The organism is Vibrio porteresiae DSM 19223 (genome assembly GCF_024347055.1).
Taxonomy (GTDB): Bacteria; Pseudomonadota; Gammaproteobacteria; order Enterobacterales; family Vibrionaceae; genus Vibrio; species Vibrio porteresiae.
Genome location: NZ_AP024895.1, coordinates 3,063,314 through 3,086,141 on the forward strand (window position 1 = coordinate 3,063,314; position 22,828 = coordinate 3,086,141).

The window sequence follows — 22,828 nt, forward strand, 5'->3', positions numbered from 1 at the left end:
ATGATTAAAAAGCATTCCCTAAGATATAGAAAAACCCCGAACTAATCGGGGTTTTATTATTAATATTCAAACAGCTTATTCCGCGTTTGAATCTTTTTTATCCGTATCCGCCACCTGCTCTTGAGGCTTAGTTTCCTCTGGAGCTTTCTCCGGTTGAGACACTTCAGCTTTAGGCGTTTCAGAAGCAGCTTCTGATTCTTTCTTAGCAGAAGCATTAGCAACATGGTCTGCCCAGCCAGCAGGTTCACGAATATCTTCTTTACGAGCCATCAAATCATCAATTTGACCAGCATCAATGGTTTCATACTTCATCAACGCATCTTTCATTGCATGCATAATATCCATATTTTCCACTAGGATACGACGTGCACGTTCGTAGTTGCGGTCGATGATTTTACGTACTTCATCATCAATCAGTTTTGCTGTGTCATCAGACATATGTTTGGTTTGCGTTACGCTACGACCAAGGAAAACTTCCCCTTCATCTTCTGCGTACAGCATTGGACCAAGCTTGTCAGAAAAGCCCCACTGAGTCACCATCTTACGCGCAATATCAGTAGCACGTTCGATATCGTTTGACGCACCAGTCGACACCTTATCAACACCGTAAATCAACTCTTCTGCCAAACGACCACCATAAAGACTCGAAATCATAGACTCTAGGTTTTGTTTAGACATGCTGACACGATCTTGCTCTGGCAAGTACATAGTCACACCTAACGCACGACCACGTGGAATAATCGACACTTTGTACACAGGATCATGCTCTGGCACTAAACGTCCCACAATCGCGTGACCAGCTTCGTGATATGCAGTAGAAGCTTTGATTTCTTCCGACATCACCATCGAGCGACGTTCTGCACCCATCATGATTTTATCTTTTGCTAGCTCGAACTCAACCATAGATACGTTGCGTTTGTTGCCACGAGCAGCAAACAGCGCAGCTTCGTTGACCAAGTTAGCTAAGTCAGCACCAGAGAAACCTGGTGTACCACGAGCAATGAGTGATGGTTCAACATCACCGGCTAGCGGCACTTTACGCATGTGAACTTTCAGAATCTGCTCACGACCACGAACATCTGGAAGACCAACCACAACTTGACGGTCAAAACGACCAGGACGAAGCAGTGCTGGATCCAATACGTCAGGACGGTTGGTTGCCGCGATAACGATAATACCTTCGTTACCTTCAAAACCATCCATCTCAACCAGCATTTGGTTTAGCGTTTGTTCACGTTCATCGTGACCACCACCTACACCCGCGCCACGTTGACGACCTACAGCATCGATTTCATCGATGAAGATGATACATGGAGAAGCTTTTTTAGCTTGTTCGAACATGTCACGTACACGAGATGCACCCACACCAACGAACATTTCTACGAAATCTGAACCTGAGATAGTAAAGAAAGGTACTTTCGCTTCACCAGCAATCGCTTTAGCGAGCAATGTTTTACCAGTACCTGGAGGACCTACCATCAGAACACCCGTTGGAATTTTACCACCGAGCTTTTGGAAACGACTAGGATCACGAAGGTAATCAACCAGCTCCTTGACGTCTTCTTTTGCTTCGTCACAACCCGCAACATCAGCAAATGTGGTTTTGATCTGTTCCTCACTCATCATACGGGCTTTGCTTTTGCCAAAGGACATAGCCCCTTTGCCACCGCCGCCTTGCATTTGACGCATGAAGAAAATCCAAACACCAATCAACAGAATCATCGGGAACCATGAGATGAAGATAGTGCCAAGCAAGCTTTGCTCTTCAGGTGGTGTACCTTGAACTTTTACATTCTGATTGATCAAATCATCCAGAAGTTTCTGGTCGTAAACCGGCATATAGGTAACGTAACGAGTACTGCCTCCACGACGAGTAAAAGTAATCTCACTGTTATTGAACTGAGCTTCTTGTATTTGGCCTTGGCCAACTTCCTGTACAAATGTGGTGTAATCGATCGTTCTTCCGTTGTTGTCTCCAGGGCCGAAGCTCTGGAAAACCGACATTAAAACGACCGCAATTACTAACCAAAGAATTAAATTTTTTGCCATGTCACTCAAGGTGTCAGCCTCTCGATAACTAGTTGTAATTAAAGGTAGGGTACTACAGTTTTCAGACCGTAGCTATAGTGTTAATTTTCATCAATGCCAATTAATGGTTACCCTTTGTAACCTGTGGCAACGATGTACACTTCTCGAGAACGAGCCCTCGAAGAGTCGGGCTTGCGGATTTTTACCACTTTAAACATGTCGCGGACATCCTTGACATACTGATCAAAGCCTTCGCCCTGAAAGACCTTAACCACAAAACTACCATCGGGAGCAAGAACTTGTCGACACATATCCAACGCTAATTCAACAAGGTACATTGCTCTTGGCTGATCAACTGATAAGTTACCTGCCATATTAGGAGCCATGTCCGACATAACTACATCGACCATGTCTGGCTGAATTCGTTCCAAAAGAGCATTTAAAACCGACTCTTCACGAAAATCGCCCTGTAAAAAGGCAACGCCCGCAATGGAATCCATTGGTAAAATGTCACATGCAATGACTTGACCATCTTCGCCAACAACACCTGCAGCATACTGAGACCAACCACCAGGAGCAGCACCTAAGTCAACGACTGTCATGCCCGGTTTGATTAATCTATCTTTCTGCTGAATTTCTTCTATTTTGAAGATAGCACGCGAACGGTAACCTTTCTTCTTTGCTTCGTTTACGTACTTATCGTCAAAATGTTCTTTCAACCAGCGACCTGAGCTCGCTGAGTGCTTCTGTTTACTCATTCAATTCCTAGCTAAAAAGCATCTATCAAAGAAAGTATGGTAGAAAATATAGTCTTCGTTGATAGATGGCGTTAAAATGTCGGTTTTCAACCCTAATAGTAAATAAATTTGGTCGCGTAATGAACCTAAGCAACAAACAAAAGCAGCATTTAAAAGCACTAGCGCACAATCTGAAACCAGTCGTGCTGATGGGCGCTAACGGTTTAACCGAAGCTGTTTTAGCCGAAATTGAGATCGCGCTTGATTTCCACGAACTGATTAAAGTAAAAGTGGTATCAGAAGATCGCGACACCAAACAGCTTATCGTTGATGCTATTGTACGCGAGACTGGCGCAGAAAAAGTCCAAGTCATCGGTAAAGTGCTTGTTTTGTATCGTCAATCAGAACAGCGCAAAATTGAGCTACCGCGTAACTAGTATTATCGAAACGAAAATAAAAAAGGTCGCTTAGTGCGACCTTTTTCATTTTTCAGTATTAAATATACTGTACTTGATCGATTTCAAAGGCTTTATCGCCGCCAGGAGTGGAGATAATCACTTCGTCGCCTTCCATTTTACCCACCAAGCCACGTGCAATTGGAGAGCTGATAGAAATACGACCAGACTTAATGTCTGCTTCATTATCGCCAACAATCTGATAAGTTTTCTCTTCTTCAGTATCTACATCAACAACAGTGACTGTAGAACCAAAAATAACCTTACCAGTATTTTCCATTTTAGTGACATCAATCACTTGAGCTACCGACAATTTATATTCGATATCTCGAATTTGCGCTTCACAGATACCTTGTTCTTCTCGAGCAGCATGGTATTCAGCGTTTTCCTTTAAATCGCCTAGCTCACGCGCTTCAGCAATCGCTGCGGTAATCTGCGGGCGAAGTTTTAGAAGTCTCTCAAGTTCTTCACGCAGGATCTTCTCACCGCGTACAGTCATTGGAACTTTTTCCATATCTTACCTCTATGCCAAAGCTATCTTTGGACAAAACAAAACTACCCGACCCAACTGAGGGTTAGGTAGTGTTGATGAAACGTATTAGGGTTCAGTGTAAACAAAGTTTAAAACGAAATCATCCAAAATCCATCTTTCGTTATTAAAAACAGTTCTTAACGCACAGTAGAACAAGTGCTTAGACCCCATGTGATCTGGTGCACAAGAAAAATTCTGATAATTTCTGAAATTCGAGTGAAAAAATATAAAAAAATAATATTTCACTAGCACTGACATTACGTGTTAAAAACAAAATAAATCAATAAAAAACAATTGCTTGATATTTTTTATTTTATAATAAAACAGTGTTCATTTTTTGATTTTATATCATTTTACTAACGAAGCCGGAACTCCCATACGAAAATTGATTCACGAATTGCTCAAGTTGAGGCGTTAGGCAAAGGCTTAAGGAATTACAAGTGCTCGCCTTTAACATCGACATGGGTATTTGTTGGACGAATCTAACGTCTCAATCAACGTTTTTGTGGACAATAATTAGGACTGAACAAGATGAAAAAAACCATCATCGCTCTTGCTGTGGCAGCAGCAGCAGTGGCAACTGGCGCAAACGCAGCTGAAGTTTACAACGCAGACGGCACTTCTGTTGCTCTAGGCGGCCGTGTTGAAGCTCGTCTTCAACTTCAAGATGGCGAAGCAAACGATTTGACTCGTGCTCGTTTTAACTTCGTTGGTAAACAACAGGTAACTGATAACCTATACGGTCTAGCTAAATTCGAAACTGAATGGTCAAGCACTACTAGCGATGGCGAACCAGACGGCGACAGCGATGGCGACAGCCTAACTAACCGTTACATTTATGCTGGTATCGGTACACAAGCTGGTGAAATCACTTACGGTAAACAAGACGGTGCACTAGTTAAACTAACTAACTTCACCGATATCATGTCTACTTGGGGTAAAGAAGCATCAGTTAACGGTAGTGCTACTGGTACTGGTCAATCTGATCACTACATCGCTCTAGCAAACCGTACTGATAACTACCTAGCTTACAACGCTCAATTCGACACTCTAGGTGTAAGTGCTGGTTACCGTTTTGCTGACGGTTCAACTTCAACTGACGGCGATAGCAAAGACAATAACGACCAAGACGGTTACGCTCTAGCCCTAACTTACGGTTTCGGAGACACTGGTGTTGTTGTTGGTGCTGGTTATGCAGACCAAAACGACAATGGTCAAACTGTGTTGACTACTTCATTTACTTATGAAGATTTGTACTTAGCAGCGTTGTACACTCATATCGACTATGATGATAACGCAGTAGACAACTACGACGGTTACGAATTCGCAGCAGCTTACACTATCGACAAAACCAAACTGATCGCGACTTACAACAAAGGCGATTGGAATGACCAAGGCGACACCGCTGATGCAATTTCTGTAGAAGCTAACTACTACTTCACTCCATCATTCGACGCATACGTTGGTTATCGTTGGAACCTTCTTGAAGGTAGCGACGTAACTAATAACGTTGATGCACAAGACCAAGCAATGGCTGGCCTACTATACACTTTCTAATTTGACAGAAAGTTAAACGCATATCGACGCCTGCTCTATAGCAGGCGTTTTTTTATCCCGCTATACTCAAACCTTTAGTCGTTGAAGAAAAAGAGTATTTATGCGTTATCTGTTTTTATGGTCAGCTTTGCTTTGGACAACAATCTGTGGGGCTGCACCTTTGGTTCCAGCGCTTCCAACGCTGACTCCTGATACACGCTATGCTTTTTCTGCTCAATCCCTTTCTGACGAAAATCAGCATTACGAACAAGCTACTGGGCAATACTTCCCTCCCGCCAGTACCTTTAAATTAGTCACTGCATTAGCAGCCAAGTTAGAGCTTGGGGATGAGTTTCGTTTTTCGACCTCACTGCGACGTCAAGGTAACGACTATATTATTCAATTCTCTGGCGACCCAACGTTAACCACCGACGACCTAAAACAGCTTCTGCGCACATTACCCGCACAAGGAACCAAACGTATCCGCGGCCATATTTGGCTCGACAATCAAGTATTTTCTGGTTTTGAAAAGGCCGTTGGCTGGCCTTGGGATTCACTTGGCGTATGCTACAGCGCTCCAAGTAGCGCGATAAACCTTGACCATAACTGTGCGCCAGCTTCCTTAACTGATCTAAACAATGGTCAAACTAGGCTTTACGTTCCGGAACAATATCCTATTCATGTGATGAACCAAGCCAAAGTGCTAAGTAAGGAAGAGGTGAAACAGCAACATTGTGAATTGGAACTTACGGCAGCTGAGAATAATCATTACGTTTTGTCAGGATGTATGGAGCAAAGAAGCACTCCTCTACCCTTAAAATTTGCAGTACAAAATACAGGATTATATGCAAAGCGGATGGTGTATAAAGCGCTTCACCAGTTAGGCATTCAACTTGATGGTGATATCCATATTGGTCCACCAACCTATAATGTTAACCAAGCCCAAATACTAGCCAAGCATCAATCCGAGGCGTTACCCGAACTGTTAGATACTATGTTGAAAAAATCAGACAATTTGATTGCGGATACGCTCACTAAAACCATGGGGCATCATTACTTTCAACAACCTGGCAGTTATTCTAACGGCACAAATGCAATCAAAGCCATTCTCGCCAACAAAGCTGGAATTTCTTTAGAAAGTGCACAACTTTATGATGGTTCCGGTTTATCCCGCAACAACCGTATTCATGTCAACACGATGCAACAAGTATTACGTTATGTTTGGCGACATGATAGCGAGCTTCACCTTATCGAATTGTTACCTCGTTCAGGTGAATCAGGAACGCTGCAATATCGTAGAAGCATGTTGTCTAATGATATTAAAGGTTTGCTTACTGGCAAAAGTGGTTCCCTTTATGGGACACACAATATGATTGGCTATCTGCTTGATTCAAATGGCCAACCAACCATGCTTTTTACTCAATACATCACCGATTATTTTCCGCCAGAAAATGAAGAGGAGCTCAACAGCTCCCCTTTAACGGATTTAGAACAGCAGTTCTACCGACAACTTATCACACTAAACCAAGCACATGATTCACAACATTAAAGTAGATCCACATACCGGAGATATCGACGATAGATGCCAGTACTGGACTGACCAATACAGCGGGGTCTAGTGAGAATGTCCGCGCAATAATTGGCAGCACGCCACCTAGACTGGTCGATAACACTACTTGAATAAAGAGCGCTACGGCAATTGCATAGCCCACATGCAGCAAAGTGAATCCACCAGCAGTATTAGGATCGCTAAAACACAAGATGCGGATCATCACCACAACAGCAATGGCTAACGCTAGACAGAGTGCAACACGGCACTCCTTCCATAACACAGAAAACCATTGCCTGTTCTGTATCTCCCCCGTAGCCAACGCTCTAATCACCAGAGTTGCAGCTTGGCTTCCCGTATTACCACCAGCAGCAGCGATAACAGGCATGTAAATCGCCAATAACACAAGCTGACTCAACGTCCCCTCATAGAGTGAGATGATCATTCCTGACACTATGCCAAGCAGCGCTAAGGAGATGATCCAACCAATTCTCTGTTTTACATGCTCATAAACAGATGTATTAAGGTAATCCTTTGCAGTCTCTGCTTCAGAGTGAATCAAACCGAGTTGATGAGCGTAGTGACGCGCCAATTTGTCATGCCCTTCTCTATCTAACTCACGCAACAAAGTTTGAACATGGCCTATCGTACAATTGTGCAATATGGCTACCGCTTCTTCGATAGGCATGACTGCCAGCAGTTGTACTTGTTTAACTGATTCATATTTTAAAAATGCATTTCTTGCTGCACCAATCTCATCTAAAGAGAAAGGTTCAACATAGTTCATGCATTGATTGTTCATTACCGTCATGGCTAATCTCCCGATTGGCATTGGGTAACGACCATCAATAGCAACTACGAACTCTCATGCGCCTACACGACAAGTAAGCCATCGGGCACAAGCTCAATAAGCTGTTATTTATCTAGAAGAAAGGAGAAAAATAGAAAGGAAAATATGGGGATAAGAACCTTTACCTGCATAGGTAAAGTGAATGAGCCAATACCGTTAGCAGATTATTTTTCTCCCTTCATACTAGGGGGATGGTCGGTATTGTTCATGGTAGTCTCCAAATGTGCTATCCCACTGATAGCGGCTGAATTGTAACAAAATATCTTTGAAAAGATAGCCAGTGTTAGAACAAAAAATTTCAATTCTCGCGATAATTTTGTATCTACAAAAACCAAAAAAGAAAAGCGCCCAACGGCGCTTTTCTTAGTATTTACTATATGAACAATCGTTACTTAACAGTCACACGAGCAAATTTACGTTTGCCAACTTGGAACACATACTCGCCAGCGGTAGGTTCGTATTTAGTATCTTCCAGCTTTTCACCGTCTAGCTTAACCGCACCTTGGCGAATCATACGCAAAGCGTCTGAGGTTGAACTTACAAGTTCAGCATCTTTAAGCAGGTTAGCGATTGCGATCCCCGCTTCAAAAGTAAATTCAGGCATTTCATCAGGCAAAGCACCTTTTTGGAAACGGTTAATAAACTCTTGTTCCGCTGCATCAGCATCTGCTTCTGAATGGAAGCGAGCAATGATCTCTTTAGCTAGCAGGATCTTAACGTCACGCGGGTTTTTACCGCTCTTAACCTCTTCTTTAAATTGAGCCACTTCTTCCAAAGGACGGAATGACAACAACTCGTAGTAACTCCACATCAGATCATCAGAGATCGACATGATCTTACCAAACATATCGCTTGGAGAATCACTCACACCAATGTAATTGTGTGCTGATTTAGACATTTTCTTCACGCCGTCTAGACCAACCAACAGTGGCATCATCAAGACAACTTGAGGTTTTTGACCGTTAGATTTCTGTAGCTCACGACCCATCAACAAGTTGAATTTCTGGTCTGTACCACCTAGCTCAACATCACTTTCTAGCGCTACCGAATCGTAACCTTGTAGCAGTGGGTACATGAATTCATGAATCGCGATAGGTTGGCCATTTGCGTAACGTTTTTTAAAGTCATCACGCTCTAGCATGCGAGCAACCGTTTGGTTTGCTGCTAGGCGAATCATCCCTTCAGCACCAAGTTCAGAAAGCCATTCAGAGTTGAAGCGAATCTGAGTTTTAGCTGGATCAAGAATTTTGAAAACTTGTTCTTTGTAGGTCTCAGCGTTACGCAGTACATCTTCACGAGTCAAAGGAGGACGAGTAGCATTTTTACCCGTAGGGTCACCAACCATACCTGTGAAATCGCCGATAAGGAAAGTCACTTCATGGCCAAGCTCTTGAAAAGCGCGTAGCTTGTTTAGAATCACAGTATGACCAAGATGGATATCTGGTGCTGTTGGATCCGCGCCCAATTTAATGCGTAGCGGACGATTCTCTTTAAGTTTTGCAATGAGCTCGTCTTCCGGAATAAGCTCCTCAACACCACGCTTGATTTCCGCTAAAGCGGCTTCAATACTCGCCATTCTTTGTTTACTCCCACAGATTTGGCAAAAATTAATATTTCGACATATTACTTGAATAGCGACTATTTTTGAAACCAGTTAGACTAACTAGTAGTGAATTTATTCAATTATTCTTGAACATCACGAGTATGCTGACAATTTTTGCCCGATTACCATGGTTACACAAAGCGCTTATTGGCCTCTTTAGCGGCTTGATAGTTGTCGCGCTGTTTTTTCTTCCGCATCCAAAAGATCTGATGCAAGCTCCAAATCGCCTCAAGCTAGGCCAACATTATCCCTTGCAATTGAACTATGACTTATTAGTTAAAGAAGAGTCATTACCCTCATCAACGGTTTTGCAATGGAAACGAGTCACCGTGCAGTCAGGAGAAAGCAGTGCGCTATTGTTTAAGAAAGTGGGACTAACCGCTCGCGACCTCTATGTACTCACCTCAAGTAATGATGAGATAGAGCGGCAATTGACACGATTAAAGCCCGGAGACGAACTGCTATTTGGCTTTAATGATGAACAGGATCTAGTGCAGTTACGACGTAAGATAAGCTCGTACGAATCATTTGTTGTGACTCGTTCAGATAATGGTTTTACCTCTAAGTTTGAAACGAAAGAGGTTTATTTCCAATACAACTATGCCGAAGCCACTATTACCTCAAACTTCTGGAATGCAGCAACAGGGGCTGGTTTAACAGCCAATCAGATTATGCAATTAGCTGGCATTTTCGGTTGGGATATCGACTTTGCGTTGGATATTCGTTCCGGCGATAACTTTAAAATTTTGTACCAAGAAAAAGTAGTCGAGGGCGAAGTCACCGATCGGGGCGACATTATTGCGGCGACCTTTACCAACCAAGGTAAAACCTTTTCAGCTATTTTGGATGATTCTTCTGGTAACTATTACGACGAAAATGGCCGCGCAATGAAAAAAGCGTTCCTACGTTCCCCTTTGGATTTTCGTCGGGTTTCCTCTAACTTCAACCCACAGCGATTGCATCCTGTGACGGGATTAATTCGTCCACACCGAGGTACGGATTATGTTGCGCCGGTTGGCACACCGATTTGGGCGGCTGGGGATGGTACAGTTCAACAAGCTGGTTATAACCAATTTAACGGTAACTACGTCTTCATCCGCCATAGCAATACTTATGTGACCAAATATCTTCACCTACAAAGACGATTTGTCAAAACCGGTGAGAGAGTAAAACAGGGCCAAGTGATTGGTAAACTTGGCGGAACAGGTCGCGTTACTGGTCCCCATTTACACTACGAGTTTTTGGTCAATGGTGTCCATAAAAACCCGCGTACCGTTGATCTACCAATGTCGCAATCATTAACTGGAAAAGCTCGCGATACATTTATTGCCAACGCAAAAATTCGTCTAGAAAAATTGGATCGCTACAGTGAATTGCTATTTGCAAAACAGTAAGCCAACGGAGAGCCAATAAAAAAGCAGAACCTAAGTTCTGCTTTTTTCATGCGTTCAAATTGATAATTACACGCTAAATGAAGCACCACAACCACACGTGGTTTTTGCATTAGGGTTGTTAACAAAAAAGCGCGAACCTTCAAGTCCTTCAGTGTAATCAACCACACCACCAATCAAGTATTGCAAACTCATTGGGTCTACAACCAGAGTAACGCCTTCGTTAACAATAGTCATATCGCCTTCGTTAACATTTTCATCAAAGGTAAAACCGTATTGGAAACCGCTACAACCACCACCAGTGATGTACACTCGCAGTTTTAGGGCAGGATTTTCTTCTTCCGCAATCAGCATTTTTACACGTTTAGCTGCAGCTTCAGAGAAGGATAATGGTACATTAATTTCGCTCACGACGACCTCTCCCATTCGTGTCATCGCTTGGCATCTGCCTGGTCATCAAAACAAATCAGCGATGAATTATGATTCTTTGGCGATTATTATCCAATACCTGAGTTACGCGTTCAAGTATTAGCCCAAACTAACTTAGATATACTCTAAAAATCGTCCCAGTGTAGCGGCATCAACGCAATAGACTCGTTGACTTACCGCAATAACATGCTTAAAAAACCCGATCTTCACATACGCAACTTAACACACAATTTAACCCTATTTTCGAGCAATTGATGCGATGATGTTAGATTTTCGGGGAAAACATTTCGCATCGAAGCAGAGAAGCGTACAATGCACCGCAAATTGGTCCAGACAATCAGAAGAGGATATATCCATGACCAAATCAGCCGATCTTTACCAGAAAGCCCAGAGCAAAATCCCTGGGGGCGTAAACTCTCCTGTGCGTGCATTTAACGGTGTAGGTGGTTCACCACTTTTTATCGACCGTGCAGATGGTGCTTTTATCTTTGATGCAGATGGTAAAGCTTATATCGACTACGTTGGTTCTTGGGGTCCAATGATCCTTGGTCACAACCATGCAGCAATTCGTGAAGCGGTTATTGATGCAGCCCAGAAAGGCCTTAGCTTTGGTGCACCAACAGCACTTGAAGTTGAAATGGCTGAGTTAGTGACAGAATTAGTTCCATCGATGGAACAAGTTCGCATGGTGAACTCCGGAACAGAAGCAACCATGAGCGCGATTCGCTTAGCTCGCGGTTACACAGGCCGTGACAAAATCATCAAATTTGAAGGTTGCTACCATGGTCACTCTGATGGTCTATTGGTAAAAGCAGGATCAGGTGCACTTACTCTAGGTCAACCTAGCTCTCCAGGTGTTCCAGCAGATTTTGCTAAACACACTCTGACCGCTCGTTATAACGATTTAGATTCAGTACGTGCTCTGTTTGCAGCTAATAAGGGTGAGATCGCTTGTATTATCGTTGAACCAGTTGCTGGCAACATGAACTGCATTCCACCAGTAGAAGGCTTCCACCAAGGTCTACGTGAAATCTGTGACCAAGAAGGTGCTCTACTGATTTTTGACGAAGTAATGACTGGTTTCCGTGTTGCACTCGGTGGCGCTCAAGCTTATTACAACATCAAACCTGATTTAACCACACTAGGTAAAGTCATCGGTGGCGGCATGCCTGTAGGTGCTTTCGGTGGTCGTAAAGACGTGATGCAATACATCGCTCCAACAGGTCCAGTTTATCAAGCAGGTACCCTTTCTGGTAACCCAGTAGCAATGGCTGCTGGTTACGCTTGTCTGACTCTTCTAAAAGAAGAAGGCAATGAAAAACGCCTAGATCGCAAAGCAAGAACACTCGCTGAAGGTCTAAAATCACTCGCTGATAAACACGGTATTCCGCTATTGGTACACCAAGTCGGCGGTATGTTTGGTTTCTTCTTTACCGACCAAAAAACCGTTACCTGTTATGAAGACGTGGCTAAGTGTGATACTGAACGCTTTAAACAATTCTTCCACCTGATGTTGGAACACGGTGTTTACTTAGCGCCTTCAGCTTTTGAAGCAGGATTTATCTCGCTAGCGCACCGCTCAAGTGATATTGAAGCAACGTTAGAAGCAGCAGACCGCAGTTTTGCGCGTATGCTAAGCGGCGAATAATCGCACTTGCTAACACTTTAGAAAAAGCTGCCTTGGGCAGCTTTTTTTATTTTAATGCCAGTTCACAACCACCAGCATCACGAGCACTACAACCGCAACACCTAGCCAAGGTATAGGGCGCTTATGTGTCTTCTTATCATCACAGCATTTTTTGTTGTCACAACATCCCATAGTTTTTCCCTTTTATTGCTTAGTGGCGAAATTAACCTCATTATATACCCAAGTTGCGTTGCCGGCATGTCGCTGGTCATTTTCATCAAACACGGAATAACATGGCTGCAGATAAACAAAAAATTGGCTCAAGTCATTGGGTTTTAATCATCGCTCTCCTCGCCTCCGCGATCGCCTGCTATTTACTGATTGAGCCTTACGTCAATTCTATTGTGATGGCGTTTATTATCTCGTTACTGATGTTTCCTGTGCATGGTTGGATTTGTAAAAAAATGCCTAACCATCCCAATATATCAGCACTGCTTTCCTGCTTAATTCTAACGGTGATTGTCGTTATCCCATTAACGACTGTGTTTGGTGCTATCGTTCAACAAGGGTCAAAGTTTTCTCAGAACCTTTATCATTGGGTCACCAATGGCGGCATCGATACCTTTTTCAATCATCCATTAGTCGTCAAAGCGCTCGATTTTTCAAACCGTTATCTTCCTTTTGATACGCTAACACCACAAGAAGTCGGCGATAAAATCGCAAAATTCTCGACTACATTTGGTACCAAGCTAGTGGGCATCAGCGCTAAAGTCTTGGGCGATGCAACCAACTTTATTATGGACTTTTTCCTCATGCTGTTCGTGCTGTTCTTCCTACTACGCGATCATGAAAAAGTCATCAACACCTTAAGACATATCATTCCCCTCTCTCGTAGCCAAGAGGACAAACTCTTAGAAGAGATTGAACAAGTGTCTAAATCTGCCGTGATGGGATCATTTCTGACTGCCATCGCTCAAGGTATTGCTGGCGGGATTGGTATGGGAATTGCCGGTTTCCCAGGGCTTTTCTGGGGCACCATGATGGGCTTTACCTCATTCATTCCGGTTGTTGGAACCGCTCTTATTTGGTTGCCCGCAACGCTTTATTTGCTAGCGATAGGCGATATTAATTGGGCCATTTTCTTAGGCATCTGGAGTGTGGCAATCGTCGGCTCCATAGATAACCTTCTACGTCCTTTCTTAATGCAAGGCAGCGCGGGGATGAATACGCTAATGATCTTCTTCGCCCTACTGGGCGGCATTCAACTATTTGGCCTCATTGGACTGATATACGGCCCATTGATCTTTGCCATTACCGTAGTGCTATTCAAAATGTATGAGGAAGAGTTCAAAAACTTTCTTAATTGGCAAGATAAAAACTAGTCGAAGGGAGCATCAAGCTCCCTTTTCTCTTGCCAAACACTTCAAGCTTGCTTCGCTTTGTGCGAGAATCTCGCGCCTCACAACTGATTCGGAATAACCATGTCAACATTCACAGCCCCAAGCCAAATTGCCGAGCGTCAACTGGAATACTTTGCAGGGAAACGCGTACTCATCGCAGGCGAAGCAGAAGATCTTTTCCCGCTCGAATTGGCCAAACACTGTGAATCGGTAGAGATCTTTACCACTCACTATGGTTATTATCGCCAATGGCAAAATAAAGATCATATTCGTTGTTACTTCGATGCCGAGCTAACCGCAGAGACATCTGCGGATATGATCTTGCTTTACTGGCCAAAAGCGAAGCAAGAAGCAGAATATCTACTGAACATGCTATTGGCTAAATTGGGTCAAGGTACAGAGATCGTTGTTATTGGCGAAAACCGCTCCGGCGTAAAAAGCATCGAAAAGATGTTTGCCACTTTCGGTCCGATCAATAAATACGACTCTGCCCGCCGTTGCTCATTCTATTGGGGACAATGCATCAACCAACCACAACCTTTCAATTTGGAAGCGTGGTTTAAGTCCTATCAAGTCACTTACCAAGAGCGGGAATTAACCATCTGCAGTCTTCCGGGCGTATTTAGCCATGGTGAGTTTGATATTGGTAGTCGCTTACTTTTAGAGACGTTACCTAAATTAAAAGGTAAGGTTTTGGATTTTGGCTGTGGTGCCGGAGTGATTGGTTCTGTAATGGCAAGCCTTAATCCTGCGATCGAATTGTCCATGTGTGATATTAGTGCCTTAGCGATTCGTTCCTCACAAGAAACCCTAAAAGCCAATGGTTTGACTGGCCATGTGTTTGCTTCAGATGTGTTTTCTGATATTACCGAGCAGTATCGTTTCCTGGTTACTAATCCACCGTTTCATTCCGGTTTGGATACCAGTTATAACGCGACAGAAACGCTGCTTGCGCAAGCACCACAAGCGCTAAGCAGAGAAGGCGAACTCTTTGTGGTTGCCAACAGTTTCTTAAAATATCCACCGATTATCGAGCGTAGTTTTGGGCACTGTGATGTCCCGGCAAAAACGTCCAAATTTACTATTTATCATGCAGTAAAAAATCTCTAATTTTTCACTTTGCTTGAGAAATAAAAAAACCTGCCAACTGGCAGGTTTTTACTTATCAATTCAAAGAACAATAAGTTCAGAGAAACATTACTTCACAGTAACAAACTCAGGGTAAGCATCAACACCACAATCGTGCATGTCCATACCTTCCATCTCTTCTTCTTCAGAGACACGGATACCCATAGTTGCTTTAAGAATTGACCAAACGATTAGGCTAGCAATAAATACCCAAGCGAAAATCACAACAGCACCTAGAATTTGTGAACCAAATGAAGCATCTGCATTACTTACAGGAACAGCCAGTAGACCAAATAGACCACACACGCCGTGAACAGAGATAGCACCTACTGGATCATCGATTTTCAGTTTATCTAGCATGATGATAGAGAATACAACAATCACACCAGCAACCGCACCAACCGCTACCGACATCATTGGTGATGGTGACAGTGGGTCAGCAGTAATCGCAACCAAACCAGCTAGAGCACCGTTAAGAATCATGGTTAGGTCAGCTTTACCCCAAGTGGTTTTACACACAAGCATTGCTGCAATTGAACCAGCAGCAGCGGCTGCGTTAGTGTTTAGGAAGATTTTGCCTACAGCAGTCGCGTTCTCAAAGTTTGATAGAGCAAGTTGAGAACCACCGTTAAATCCAAACCAACCGAACCACAGAATAAATGTACCTAATGTAGCAAGTGGCATGTTTGACCCAGGGATTGGGTAAACTTCACCATTTTTACCGTATTTGCCTTTACGAGCACCTAGCAGTAGCACACCCGCTAAAGCAGCTGCAGCACCAGCCATGTGCACGATACCAGAACCAGCGAAATCGCTGAAACCAGCAGCTGACAAGAAGCCACCACCCCATGTCCAGAAACCTTCCATTGGGTAGATGAAACCAGTCAAAACGACAGAGAAAATGAGGAAAGCCCACAGTTTCATACGTTCAGCAACAGCACCAGAAACAACTGACATTGATGTGGCTACGAACACAACTTGGAAGAAAAAGTCAGATTCGAGTGAGTGTTCAGCGCCTTCAGCTTGACCACCGATAAGTGATCCGAAAGAAGGTAACCAACCACCACTAGTGTTATCAACATACATGATGTTGTAACCCACAATAAGGTACATGGTGCACGCGATAGCGTACAACACAAAGTTTTTCGTCAGAATCTCCGTGGTGTTTTTTGAACGCACTAAACCTGCTTCAAGCATCGCAAAACCTGCTGCCATCCACATAACCAGTGCGCCGGAAATTAAGAAAAAGAAAGTATCCAGTGCATAACGTAACTCAGTTACGGTAACTGACAGTTCCATATAAGCTTCTCCGTCCTAGAAAAAGTTGATTAAAGGGCTTCGGTGTCCGTCTCGCCAGTGCGAATACGAACAGCGTGGCTCAAATCATAAACAAATATTTTGCCGTCACCGATCTTGCCGGTGTGAGCAGCTTTGATGATCGCTTCTACAACGCGATCGACGTTTTCTGCCTGTGTGGCAATTTCAATTTTTACCTTAGGTAAGAAGTCCACTTGGTACTCCGCACCACGGTAAAGCTCTGTATGACCTTTTTGACGACCAAAGCCTTTCACTTCAGATACCGTCATACCTTCGATGCCCACATCAGCTAGCGCTTCGCGTACATCGTCCAATTTAAATGGTTTGATGATTGCATTAATCAGTTTCATCGCGTCCTCTCCAAAAAGCTGTCTTCCACTAACAACCTTTTCAATCCAAGGTACGTGCCAACTTTTTAACTATCTGATATATATAGAAATAAAAAACTTTCTCGCCAAAAAAACAAAAGAGCCGCACCATTACAGTGCAGCTCTTTCCCAAAAATAACGCAGCGTGTATTGCCACTTTGCTGACAAGTTACAAAATGGTGCAAACGTAAAGGTGAATTACCGGGTAAAATCACGCCATTGCAAGAGTAAAGATTCAAAATCTTCTAAACCGCATTGAGCGTAACTTTCACTTTCATAGAGAGAAAAATCGTCTTCAAACTCTTCCTCAATCCCCGACAATCGGGCATTTTCTTCAACCGTCACCTCTTGCCCCGTCAACAGGACAGAGATCTCTTTCCCCTGCCATTGCAGCTCTTGTGCTGAAAATTGGTGCGCCTTTTCGATCAACGCTAAGATCTGATCTATCTTTGTGCAATCTCGGCCAATCTCTTCTTGTAGCCAACGTCCTACGATCTGATGTTCCATCGAACACTTCACATAGTACTCACCAAGTAGCGTATTTTTCGTAAATTCAAAATCCATAACAGCTTTCACTTAATCAAATCTGGCGCAATTATACCTACCGCAGAGATGGGAAACAGCTTTTGTCATCATTGTCAAAAGAAAAAGGGACCATTTACGGTCCCTCTCATTAACGAAATTAACAGTGAAGCTTATGCTGGCTCTTGGAAAATCACGGTATCTGCTTTTTGCGTATATTGACCCATCAGATGGAAGTTCAAATAGCGATAAGTATCAGCAGCAGTAGCATCAATCTGTTTTGCATATTCCATGTATTCTTGAGCTGATGGAATACGACCTAAGATTGCACCAACCGCAGACAATTCAGCAGACGCTAAGAACACATTTGCCCCATTACCTAAACGGTTAGGGAAGTTACGTGTTGAAGTCGACATAACCGTAGATTTATCGGCTACACGAGCTTGGTTACCCATACACAGTGAACATCCTGGAGTTTCAATACGAACGCCTGCTTTACCAAAGATGCCGTAATAACCCTCTTCTATCAGTTGGTCTTTATCCATCTTGGTCGGTGGAGCAACCCATAAACGCGTAGTCAATTGACCATTGTATTTATCAAGCAGTTTACCCGCCGCACGGAAATGACCGATGTTCGTCATACATGAACCGATGAACACTTCATCGATAGCAGTACCAGCCACATCTGACAAAGTACGAGCATCGTCTGGATCGTTTGGTGCACACAGAATTGGCTCTTTGATCTCATTCATATTAATTTCAATCACATGAGCATAATCTGCATTGTCGTCCGCTTGCATTAAGGCTGGATTTGCCAACCACTCTTGCATCGCTTTAACACGACGTTCGATGGTACGACGATCACCATAACCTTCAGAAATCATCCACTTCAACATTGTGATGTTAGAGCTGAGATATTCCGCAATCGAGTTTTCAGATAATTTAACCGTACAACCTGCAGCAGAACGCTCTGCAGAGGCATCAGATAGTTCAAATGCTTGTTCAACCGTTAAATGTTCAAGACCTTCGATCTCGAGAATTCGACCAGAAAACTCGTTGATCTTACCTGCTTTTTCAACCGTCAACAGGCCTTGTTTGATCCCGTAAAGCGGAATCGCATGAACCAAATCACGCAGTGTGATACCCGGTTGCATTTTGCCAGAGAAACGAACCAATACCGATTCTGGCATATCAAGCGGCATCACTCCGGTTGCAGCAGCAAACGCCACTAAGCCAGAACCCGCAGGGAAGGAAATTCCGAGAGGGAAACGAGTATGAGAGTCACCACCAGTACCGACAGTATCAGGAAGCAACATACGGTTTAACCACGAGTGAATAATACCGTCACCAGGGCGCAGCGAAACGCCGCCACGATTCATAATGAAATCAGGCAAAGTATGGTGTGTTTGTACGTCTACAGGTTTTGGATAAGCCGATGTATGACAGAATGACTGCATGACGAGATCTGCAGAGAAGCCCAAACAGGCCAAGTCTTTCAGTTCATCACGGGTCATTGGACCGGTGGTATCTTGAGAGCCGACTGTGGTCATTTTAGGTTCGCAGTATGTGCCAGGACGAATACCTTTCACGCCACAGGCTTTACCGACCATTTTTTGTGCCAAGGTAAAGCCTTTGCCATTATCAGCAACAGGTGCTGGGCGAACAAACACTTTAGACGCCTCAAGACCTAGCGATTCACGCGCTTTATCAGTCAAACCACGACCAATGATCAATGGGATACGGCCGCCAGCACGTACTTCATCGACCAATACATCGGTTTTGAGTTTGAAGGTAGATAGCACTGTGTCACTGCCGTGAGCGCACACTTTACCTTCATGAGGATAGATATCAATCACGTCACCCATGGCAAGTTTTGCCACATCCAGCTCGATAGGTAGCGCACCAGCATCTTCCATTGTATTGAAGAAAATTGGCGCGATTTTACCGCCAAGGCAATAGCCCCCAGCACGTTTGTTTGGTACGAAAGGAATGTCTTCGCCCATAAACCACAATACTGAGTTAGTGGCAGATTTACGTGATGAGCCTGTACCAACCACGTCACCGACATAAACCAGTTGATGACCTTTTGCTTTCAACGCTTCAATCTGTTTGATTGGACCGACTTTTCCAGGTACATCTGGCGTAATTCCGTCACGTTCGTTTTTCAACATGGCTAACGCATGCAAAGGAATATCCGGACGTGACCAAGCATCAGGTGCAGGAGACAAATCATCGGTGTTAGTTTCACCAGTGACTTTGAATACAGTAAGAGTGACTTTTTTTGGCAGCTCAGGACGTTGCAAGAACCATTCAGCATTCGCCCATGACTCAATCACTTGTTTAGCGAACGCATTACCATTTTTCGCTTTTTCTTCTACATCGTAGAACGAATCAAACATCAGTAGAGTATGGGATAAGGCTTTTGCAGCAATTGGAGCCAGAGCTGGGTTATCAAGCAAGTCAACGAGAGGTTCAATGTTGTAACCCCCTTGCATAGTACCAAGCAATTCAGCTGCTTTTTCTGGAGAGACTAAAGGCGATTTCACTTCACCGCGTGTCACCGCAGCAAGGAAGCCAGCTTTTACATAAGCTGCTTCATCCACACCCGGAGGAATGCGGTTTTCGAGCAGATCAAGAATAAAAGCTTCTTCACCTTTAGGTGGGTTCTTTAGCAATTCAACAAGTCCAGCGACTTGTTCTGCGTCTAAGGGTTTGGATACAACTCCTTCGGCAGCACGCTCTGCGACGTGTTTACGGTAGGCTTCAAGCACGACATTTTCCTCTCATTACGGTCTGCGCAAATAATGATTAAAATAAGAGCAGACATCCTTGGAAACGTGACCATCTATGGAAAGAGTAGCGATTCGAAATGAACAGAATCTCACCATAGTGGCCAGATTATGGCCGTCAGATTAGCAAATTTAACGATAAATTAAAATCTAACGATATTGATCAACATATCAAGTTACACCTAAAGTTGCATAATTAATGCAGTTTTTAGAGCTCGATCGCTACTCGAAAGTGGAACCAATGATCAAATAGACAGAATCGAAATTGTGCTCAGTCCGGCCATACCCAAACATTATCGGTCCAATGGGGGAATCTACACCCGTAAACACCGAACCGGCTGAATACATAGGGGCAGAACTCACATCCAAATCAGGGTCTGACCAAACTCCGCCATACTCCACTGAAGCACCGATATACACCGGAGATGTGAAAAGGCCGAAGTCATTGTCAAACCAACGATAACGATACACTAAACTGGCAAACGCTTTGTTTTGTCCAATTAGACTATTACGTGGAATACCAGAAAGGTTAAGAAAACCACCAATGGTTTTCGGATCTATCGGGGTTGAAGTGTTTTTACTTTTCACTTCCCCATAATCGATATTGCCGACCAACGTATGACGATCAAAGCTATGAGCCACGATCAGTTTAGTCGACAATTCACTGACTGTGTCGATACTATCTGAAATTAGGCGCTGATCCCCATCGTAAATCTCATCATGTGAGAATAGGTATTCAAAATTAAAATAAACCCCATCACGAGGCAGCGCATAGCTATCTAAGGTATCTAGACGATAGTTAATGAACGCCCCTAAACGCTTGAAATTAGCATGTCCGTAAGAAGGTAACGTCGAATACTCGGCATCACCATAGATCACTCGAGTTCCTAGACGAAACTCTCGCCATAAGTTGCGCTGATAACCTAATGCCATCTCACCGCGCCACTCGGTATATTCAATCGGATAGTAATTTTTTGTCGCTTGAAGTGAGGTATCATCAAACCCCGTTAATGGCACGCTACGACGGTTATTGCTGTAACGTAACGACGAGGTAAAAAAGGTCTTTTGCCCAGAAAAGAGCGGTGTATAAAATTCCGCTTCAATCAGTTTATCGGACCCCATATTAAAGTTGAGTGAGGCCTCAGCTCCCGAGGTATTGATGTCCGTAAAATTGGTCGACATACCAATCGAGTATTGGCTATCACTATTAAAGTCATCTTCTAAGAAAAACCGGAAGTTGGCGTAATTAGGTCCCCATGATTTTTCTTTTACATTAACGATCAAATCATTCTGATCATCTTTGTCTGCATATTGATAGCTCACCAATTCAAAGCGATCGAGCGCATACAAGCTCTCAACACTCTGTTCTACTTTTTCTTCAGGAATGACCTGCCCAGCTTGCAAATTGAGGCGATTTTCTAACAACTCATCACTGTAGTGAGTCCGGTTTTTCACCACAACCTTATCAACCTTAAGTTGGTCGCCATGTTGTAGATGCTCCCGTTTCAACTCTTTCTCGGTTTGATAGGCTTTATAATCCTTTTCCGAGAGTTCAAACGGTTTAAATTGGTCCCTGTTTTCCATGACCGCTTGATAACCTTTCAGAAAGGCTTGCGGCATCTTGTTAAATTCGGTGGTCTCCATCAGTCCAACATCTGGATGGAGCAAAACGTCCGCATTGGTCAGTTGTTCCGCTTGATGCTGAGTATTACGCCGTACTAGAAAGTTAGAGAGCTGATCGGCGATAGAGAAGAAGTTAGTAAATGAATCTTGCCCTTTGTAATCGGTACTGATATCGACGGCAATGATTTTATCCGCCCCCATGTCACGAGCCACATCCACTGGCATATTGTTGGTCACACCACCATCAACGAGCCAATGACCGCCCAATTCATAAGGAGGCAACGCACCAGGAACCGACATACTGGCCATCATCGCATCCACCAGATATCCATGATCAAGCACCACAGGTTCAAGTTTGATGATATCAGTTGCCACGGCGCGATAAGGGATAACCATTTGATTAAATGATTTAAAAGGCAGAAGGTTACCAGTACTCTGACGCAGAATTTTTAGCATATTCTGCCCCTGAACGACCCCTTTAGGAGATCGGATTTCTCCCCAGCCAATACCTAAATCCGTACGCAGTTGATAGCGGTCTTCATACTCTTTATCGCGAATACGCCGTTCACTGCGGTCAACGCGATCACGATAACCTTCATTCCAGTCGATGCTAAGCACCAGCTTCTCAATGTCCTCTGCATCCATACCGATAGCATAGAGGCCAGCTACGTACGCGCCCATGCTAGTCCCTGTCACAATATCGACCGGTACATGTAACTCTTCCAACGCTCTTAGTACGCCGATATGCGCAGCACCTTTTGCTCCGCCTCCGGCGAGAACCAGTGCAATTTTAGGACGCGATGAAGCCGTCGTTGTTGTCGAAGTACTATTCTCCGCCCACGCAAAACACACCGGTAGACAGGCAACAACAACAGATAAAAAACGGTACCACTGCTTCACTTAGCATCCTTAATTTTGAAATGTACTTGACTATACTGTCCTAA

Annotated in this window: 18 protein-coding genes; 7 read left to right on the forward strand and 11 right to left on the reverse strand. The window is 43.8% G+C overall.

The genetic code is table 11. The features are described 5' to 3' along the window. Positions 1-75 precede the first annotated feature (75 nt). Complete coding sequence (gene ftsH, locus OCV11_RS13945) at positions 76-2,049, reverse strand: ATP-dependent zinc metalloprotease FtsH (RefSeq protein WP_261893563.1); 1,974 nt, start codon at positions 2,047-2,049, stop codon at positions 76-78. Positions 2,050-2,156: 107 nt separating this feature from the next. Further along, a complete protein-coding gene (gene rlmE, locus OCV11_RS13950) occupies positions 2,157-2,786 on the reverse strand; it encodes a 23S rRNA (uridine(2552)-2'-O)-methyltransferase RlmE (protein ID WP_261893565.1) in 630 nt (209 codons plus the stop codon). 119 nt (positions 2,787-2,905) lie between these two features. On the opposite strand from rlmE, the gene yhbY reads away from it, so the two are divergent. Next, positions 2,906-3,202, forward strand: coding sequence for a ribosome assembly RNA-binding protein YhbY (gene yhbY, locus OCV11_RS13955; RefSeq protein WP_068716078.1), 297 nt, complete (start codon positions 2,906-2,908; stop codon positions 3,200-3,202). A gap of 58 nt (positions 3,203-3,260) precedes the next feature. Here yhbY and greA read toward each other — a convergent pair whose 3' ends face one another. Further along, positions 3,261-3,734, reverse strand: coding sequence for a transcription elongation factor GreA (greA, locus tag OCV11_RS13960; protein WP_261893569.1), 474 nt, complete (start codon positions 3,732-3,734; stop codon positions 3,261-3,263). A 549-nt stretch (positions 3,735-4,283) separates the two neighbouring features. Between greA and OCV11_RS13965 the strand changes: the two genes are divergently transcribed. Together OCV11_RS13965 and dacB are read left to right on the forward strand one after the other, a co-directional pair. Then, positions 4,284-5,309 (forward strand): porin, encoded by a 1,026-nt coding sequence (locus OCV11_RS13965; RefSeq protein ID WP_261893571.1) that lies wholly within the window; start codon positions 4,284-4,286, stop codon positions 5,307-5,309. A 100-nt stretch (positions 5,310-5,409) separates the two neighbouring features. Next, positions 5,410-6,837: a serine-type D-Ala-D-Ala carboxypeptidase gene (dacB, locus tag OCV11_RS13970; protein WP_261893572.1), complete on the forward strand. Its 1,428-nt coding sequence runs from the start codon at positions 5,410-5,412 to the stop codon at positions 6,835-6,837. On the opposite strand, the gene OCV11_RS13975 is transcribed toward dacB, so the two are convergent. Together OCV11_RS13975 and tyrS are read right to left on the reverse strand one after the other, a co-directional pair. Further along, positions 6,803-7,648 carry a magnesium transporter gene (locus OCV11_RS13975; RefSeq protein ID WP_261893574.1) on the reverse strand — a complete coding sequence of 282 codons (846 nt, stop codon included), beginning with the start codon at positions 7,646-7,648 and terminating at the stop codon, positions 6,803-6,805. The genes dacB and OCV11_RS13975 overlap by 35 nt on opposite strands. 427 nt (positions 7,649-8,075) lie before the next feature. After that, the gene (gene tyrS / locus OCV11_RS13980) at positions 8,076-9,263 is read right to left on the reverse strand and encodes a tyrosine--tRNA ligase (RefSeq protein WP_261893576.1); all 1,188 of its coding nucleotides are present in this window, start codon (positions 9,261-9,263) and stop codon (positions 8,076-8,078) included. 128 nt (positions 9,264-9,391) lie between these two features. Between tyrS and OCV11_RS13985 the strand changes: the two genes are divergently transcribed. Then, entirely contained in the window at positions 9,392-10,684 is a 1,293-nt protein-coding gene (locus OCV11_RS13985; protein ID WP_261893577.1) for a peptidoglycan DD-metalloendopeptidase family protein, read from the forward strand. Positions 10,685-10,750: 66 nt separating this feature from the next. On the opposite strand, the gene erpA is transcribed toward OCV11_RS13985, so the two are convergent. Next, on the reverse strand, positions 10,751-11,092 hold the full coding sequence (erpA, locus tag OCV11_RS13990; RefSeq protein ID WP_261893578.1) for an iron-sulfur cluster insertion protein ErpA: 342 nt from the start codon (positions 11,090-11,092) through the stop codon (positions 10,751-10,753). Between the two features lie 373 nt (positions 11,093-11,465). On the opposite strand from erpA, the gene hemL reads away from it, so the two are divergent. The 3 genes from hemL to rsmC all read left to right on the forward strand — a co-directional run bounded on the left by hemL (position 11,466) and on the right by rsmC (position 15,247). Next, positions 11,466-12,758 (forward strand): glutamate-1-semialdehyde 2,1-aminomutase, encoded by a 1,293-nt coding sequence (gene hemL, locus OCV11_RS13995; RefSeq protein WP_261893579.1) that lies wholly within the window; start codon positions 11,466-11,468, stop codon positions 12,756-12,758. A gap of 272 nt (positions 12,759-13,030) precedes the next feature. Beyond that, positions 13,031-14,119: an AI-2E family transporter gene (locus OCV11_RS14000; protein ID WP_261893580.1), complete on the forward strand. Its 1,089-nt coding sequence runs from the start codon at positions 13,031-13,033 to the stop codon at positions 14,117-14,119. Positions 14,120-14,218: 99 nt separating this feature from the next. After that, the gene (gene rsmC / locus OCV11_RS14005) at positions 14,219-15,247 is read left to right on the forward strand and encodes a 16S rRNA (guanine(1207)-N(2))-methyltransferase RsmC (protein ID WP_261893581.1); all 1,029 of its coding nucleotides are present in this window, start codon (positions 14,219-14,221) and stop codon (positions 15,245-15,247) included. 87 nt (positions 15,248-15,334) lie between these two features. On the opposite strand, the gene OCV11_RS14010 is transcribed toward rsmC, so the two are convergent. The 5 genes from OCV11_RS14010 to OCV11_RS14030 form a co-directional block, all read right to left on the reverse strand. After that, positions 15,335-16,564, reverse strand: coding sequence for an ammonium transporter (locus OCV11_RS14010; RefSeq protein WP_261893583.1), 1,230 nt, complete (start codon positions 16,562-16,564; stop codon positions 15,335-15,337). A 29-nt stretch (positions 16,565-16,593) separates the two neighbouring features. Next, the gene (glnK, locus tag OCV11_RS14015) at positions 16,594-16,932 is read right to left on the reverse strand and encodes a P-II family nitrogen regulator (RefSeq protein WP_161153867.1); all 339 of its coding nucleotides are present in this window, start codon (positions 16,930-16,932) and stop codon (positions 16,594-16,596) included. A gap of 216 nt (positions 16,933-17,148) precedes the next feature. Continuing rightward, on the reverse strand, positions 17,149-17,514 hold the full coding sequence (locus OCV11_RS14020) for a YacL family protein (protein ID WP_261893585.1): 366 nt from the start codon (positions 17,512-17,514) through the stop codon (positions 17,149-17,151). Positions 17,515-17,645: 131 nt separating this feature from the next. Continuing rightward, positions 17,646-20,243: a bifunctional aconitate hydratase 2/2-methylisocitrate dehydratase gene (gene acnB, locus OCV11_RS14025; RefSeq protein WP_261893586.1), complete on the reverse strand. Its 2,598-nt coding sequence runs from the start codon at positions 20,241-20,243 to the stop codon at positions 17,646-17,648. 240 nt (positions 20,244-20,483) lie between these two features. Next, on the reverse strand, positions 20,484-22,784 hold the full coding sequence (locus OCV11_RS14030; protein ID WP_373332795.1) for a patatin-like phospholipase family protein: 2,301 nt from the start codon (positions 22,782-22,784) through the stop codon (positions 20,484-20,486). Between the last annotated feature and the right edge of the window lie 44 nt (positions 22,785-22,828).

Bases quoted from the DNA above. Each gene is read 5' to 3' on its own strand.
- glnK (WP_161153867.1), bottom strand. From the start codon at position 16,932: ATGAAACTGATTAATGCAATCATCAAACCATTTAAATTGGACGATGTA.
- rsmC (WP_261893581.1), top strand. From the start codon at position 14,219: ATGTCAACATTCACAGCCCCAAGCCAAATTGCCGAGCGTCAACTGGAA.
- ftsH (WP_261893563.1), bottom strand. From the start codon at position 2,049: ATGGCAAAAAATTTAATTCTTTGGTTAGTAATTGCGGTCGTTTTAATG.
- tyrS (WP_261893576.1), bottom strand. From the start codon at position 9,263: ATGGCGAGTATTGAAGCCGCTTTAGCGGAAATCAAGCGTGGTGTTGAG.
- greA (WP_261893569.1), bottom strand. From the start codon at position 3,734: ATGGAAAAAGTTCCAATGACTGTACGCGGTGAGAAGATCCTGCGTGAA.
- OCV11_RS14000 (WP_261893580.1), top strand. From the start codon at position 13,031: ATGGCTGCAGATAAACAAAAAATTGGCTCAAGTCATTGGGTTTTAATC.
- OCV11_RS13965 (WP_261893571.1), top strand. From the start codon at position 4,284: ATGAAAAAAACCATCATCGCTCTTGCTGTGGCAGCAGCAGCAGTGGCA.
- OCV11_RS13975 (WP_261893574.1), bottom strand. From the start codon at position 7,648: ATGACGGTAATGAACAATCAATGCATGAACTATGTTGAACCTTTCTCT.
- dacB (WP_261893572.1), top strand. From the start codon at position 5,410: ATGCGTTATCTGTTTTTATGGTCAGCTTTGCTTTGGACAACAATCTGT.
- yhbY (WP_068716078.1), top strand. From the start codon at position 2,906: ATGAACCTAAGCAACAAACAAAAGCAGCATTTAAAAGCACTAGCGCAC.
- OCV11_RS14020 (WP_261893585.1), bottom strand. From the start codon at position 17,514: ATGGATTTTGAATTTACGAAAAATACGCTACTTGGTGAGTACTATGTG.
- hemL (WP_261893579.1), top strand. From the start codon at position 11,466: ATGACCAAATCAGCCGATCTTTACCAGAAAGCCCAGAGCAAAATCCCT.
- OCV11_RS14010 (WP_261893583.1), bottom strand. From the start codon at position 16,564: ATGGAACTGTCAGTTACCGTAACTGAGTTACGTTATGCACTGGATACT.
- rlmE (WP_261893565.1), bottom strand. From the start codon at position 2,786: ATGAGTAAACAGAAGCACTCAGCGAGCTCAGGTCGCTGGTTGAAAGAA.
- OCV11_RS13985 (WP_261893577.1), top strand. From the start codon at position 9,392: ATGCTGACAATTTTTGCCCGATTACCATGGTTACACAAAGCGCTTATT.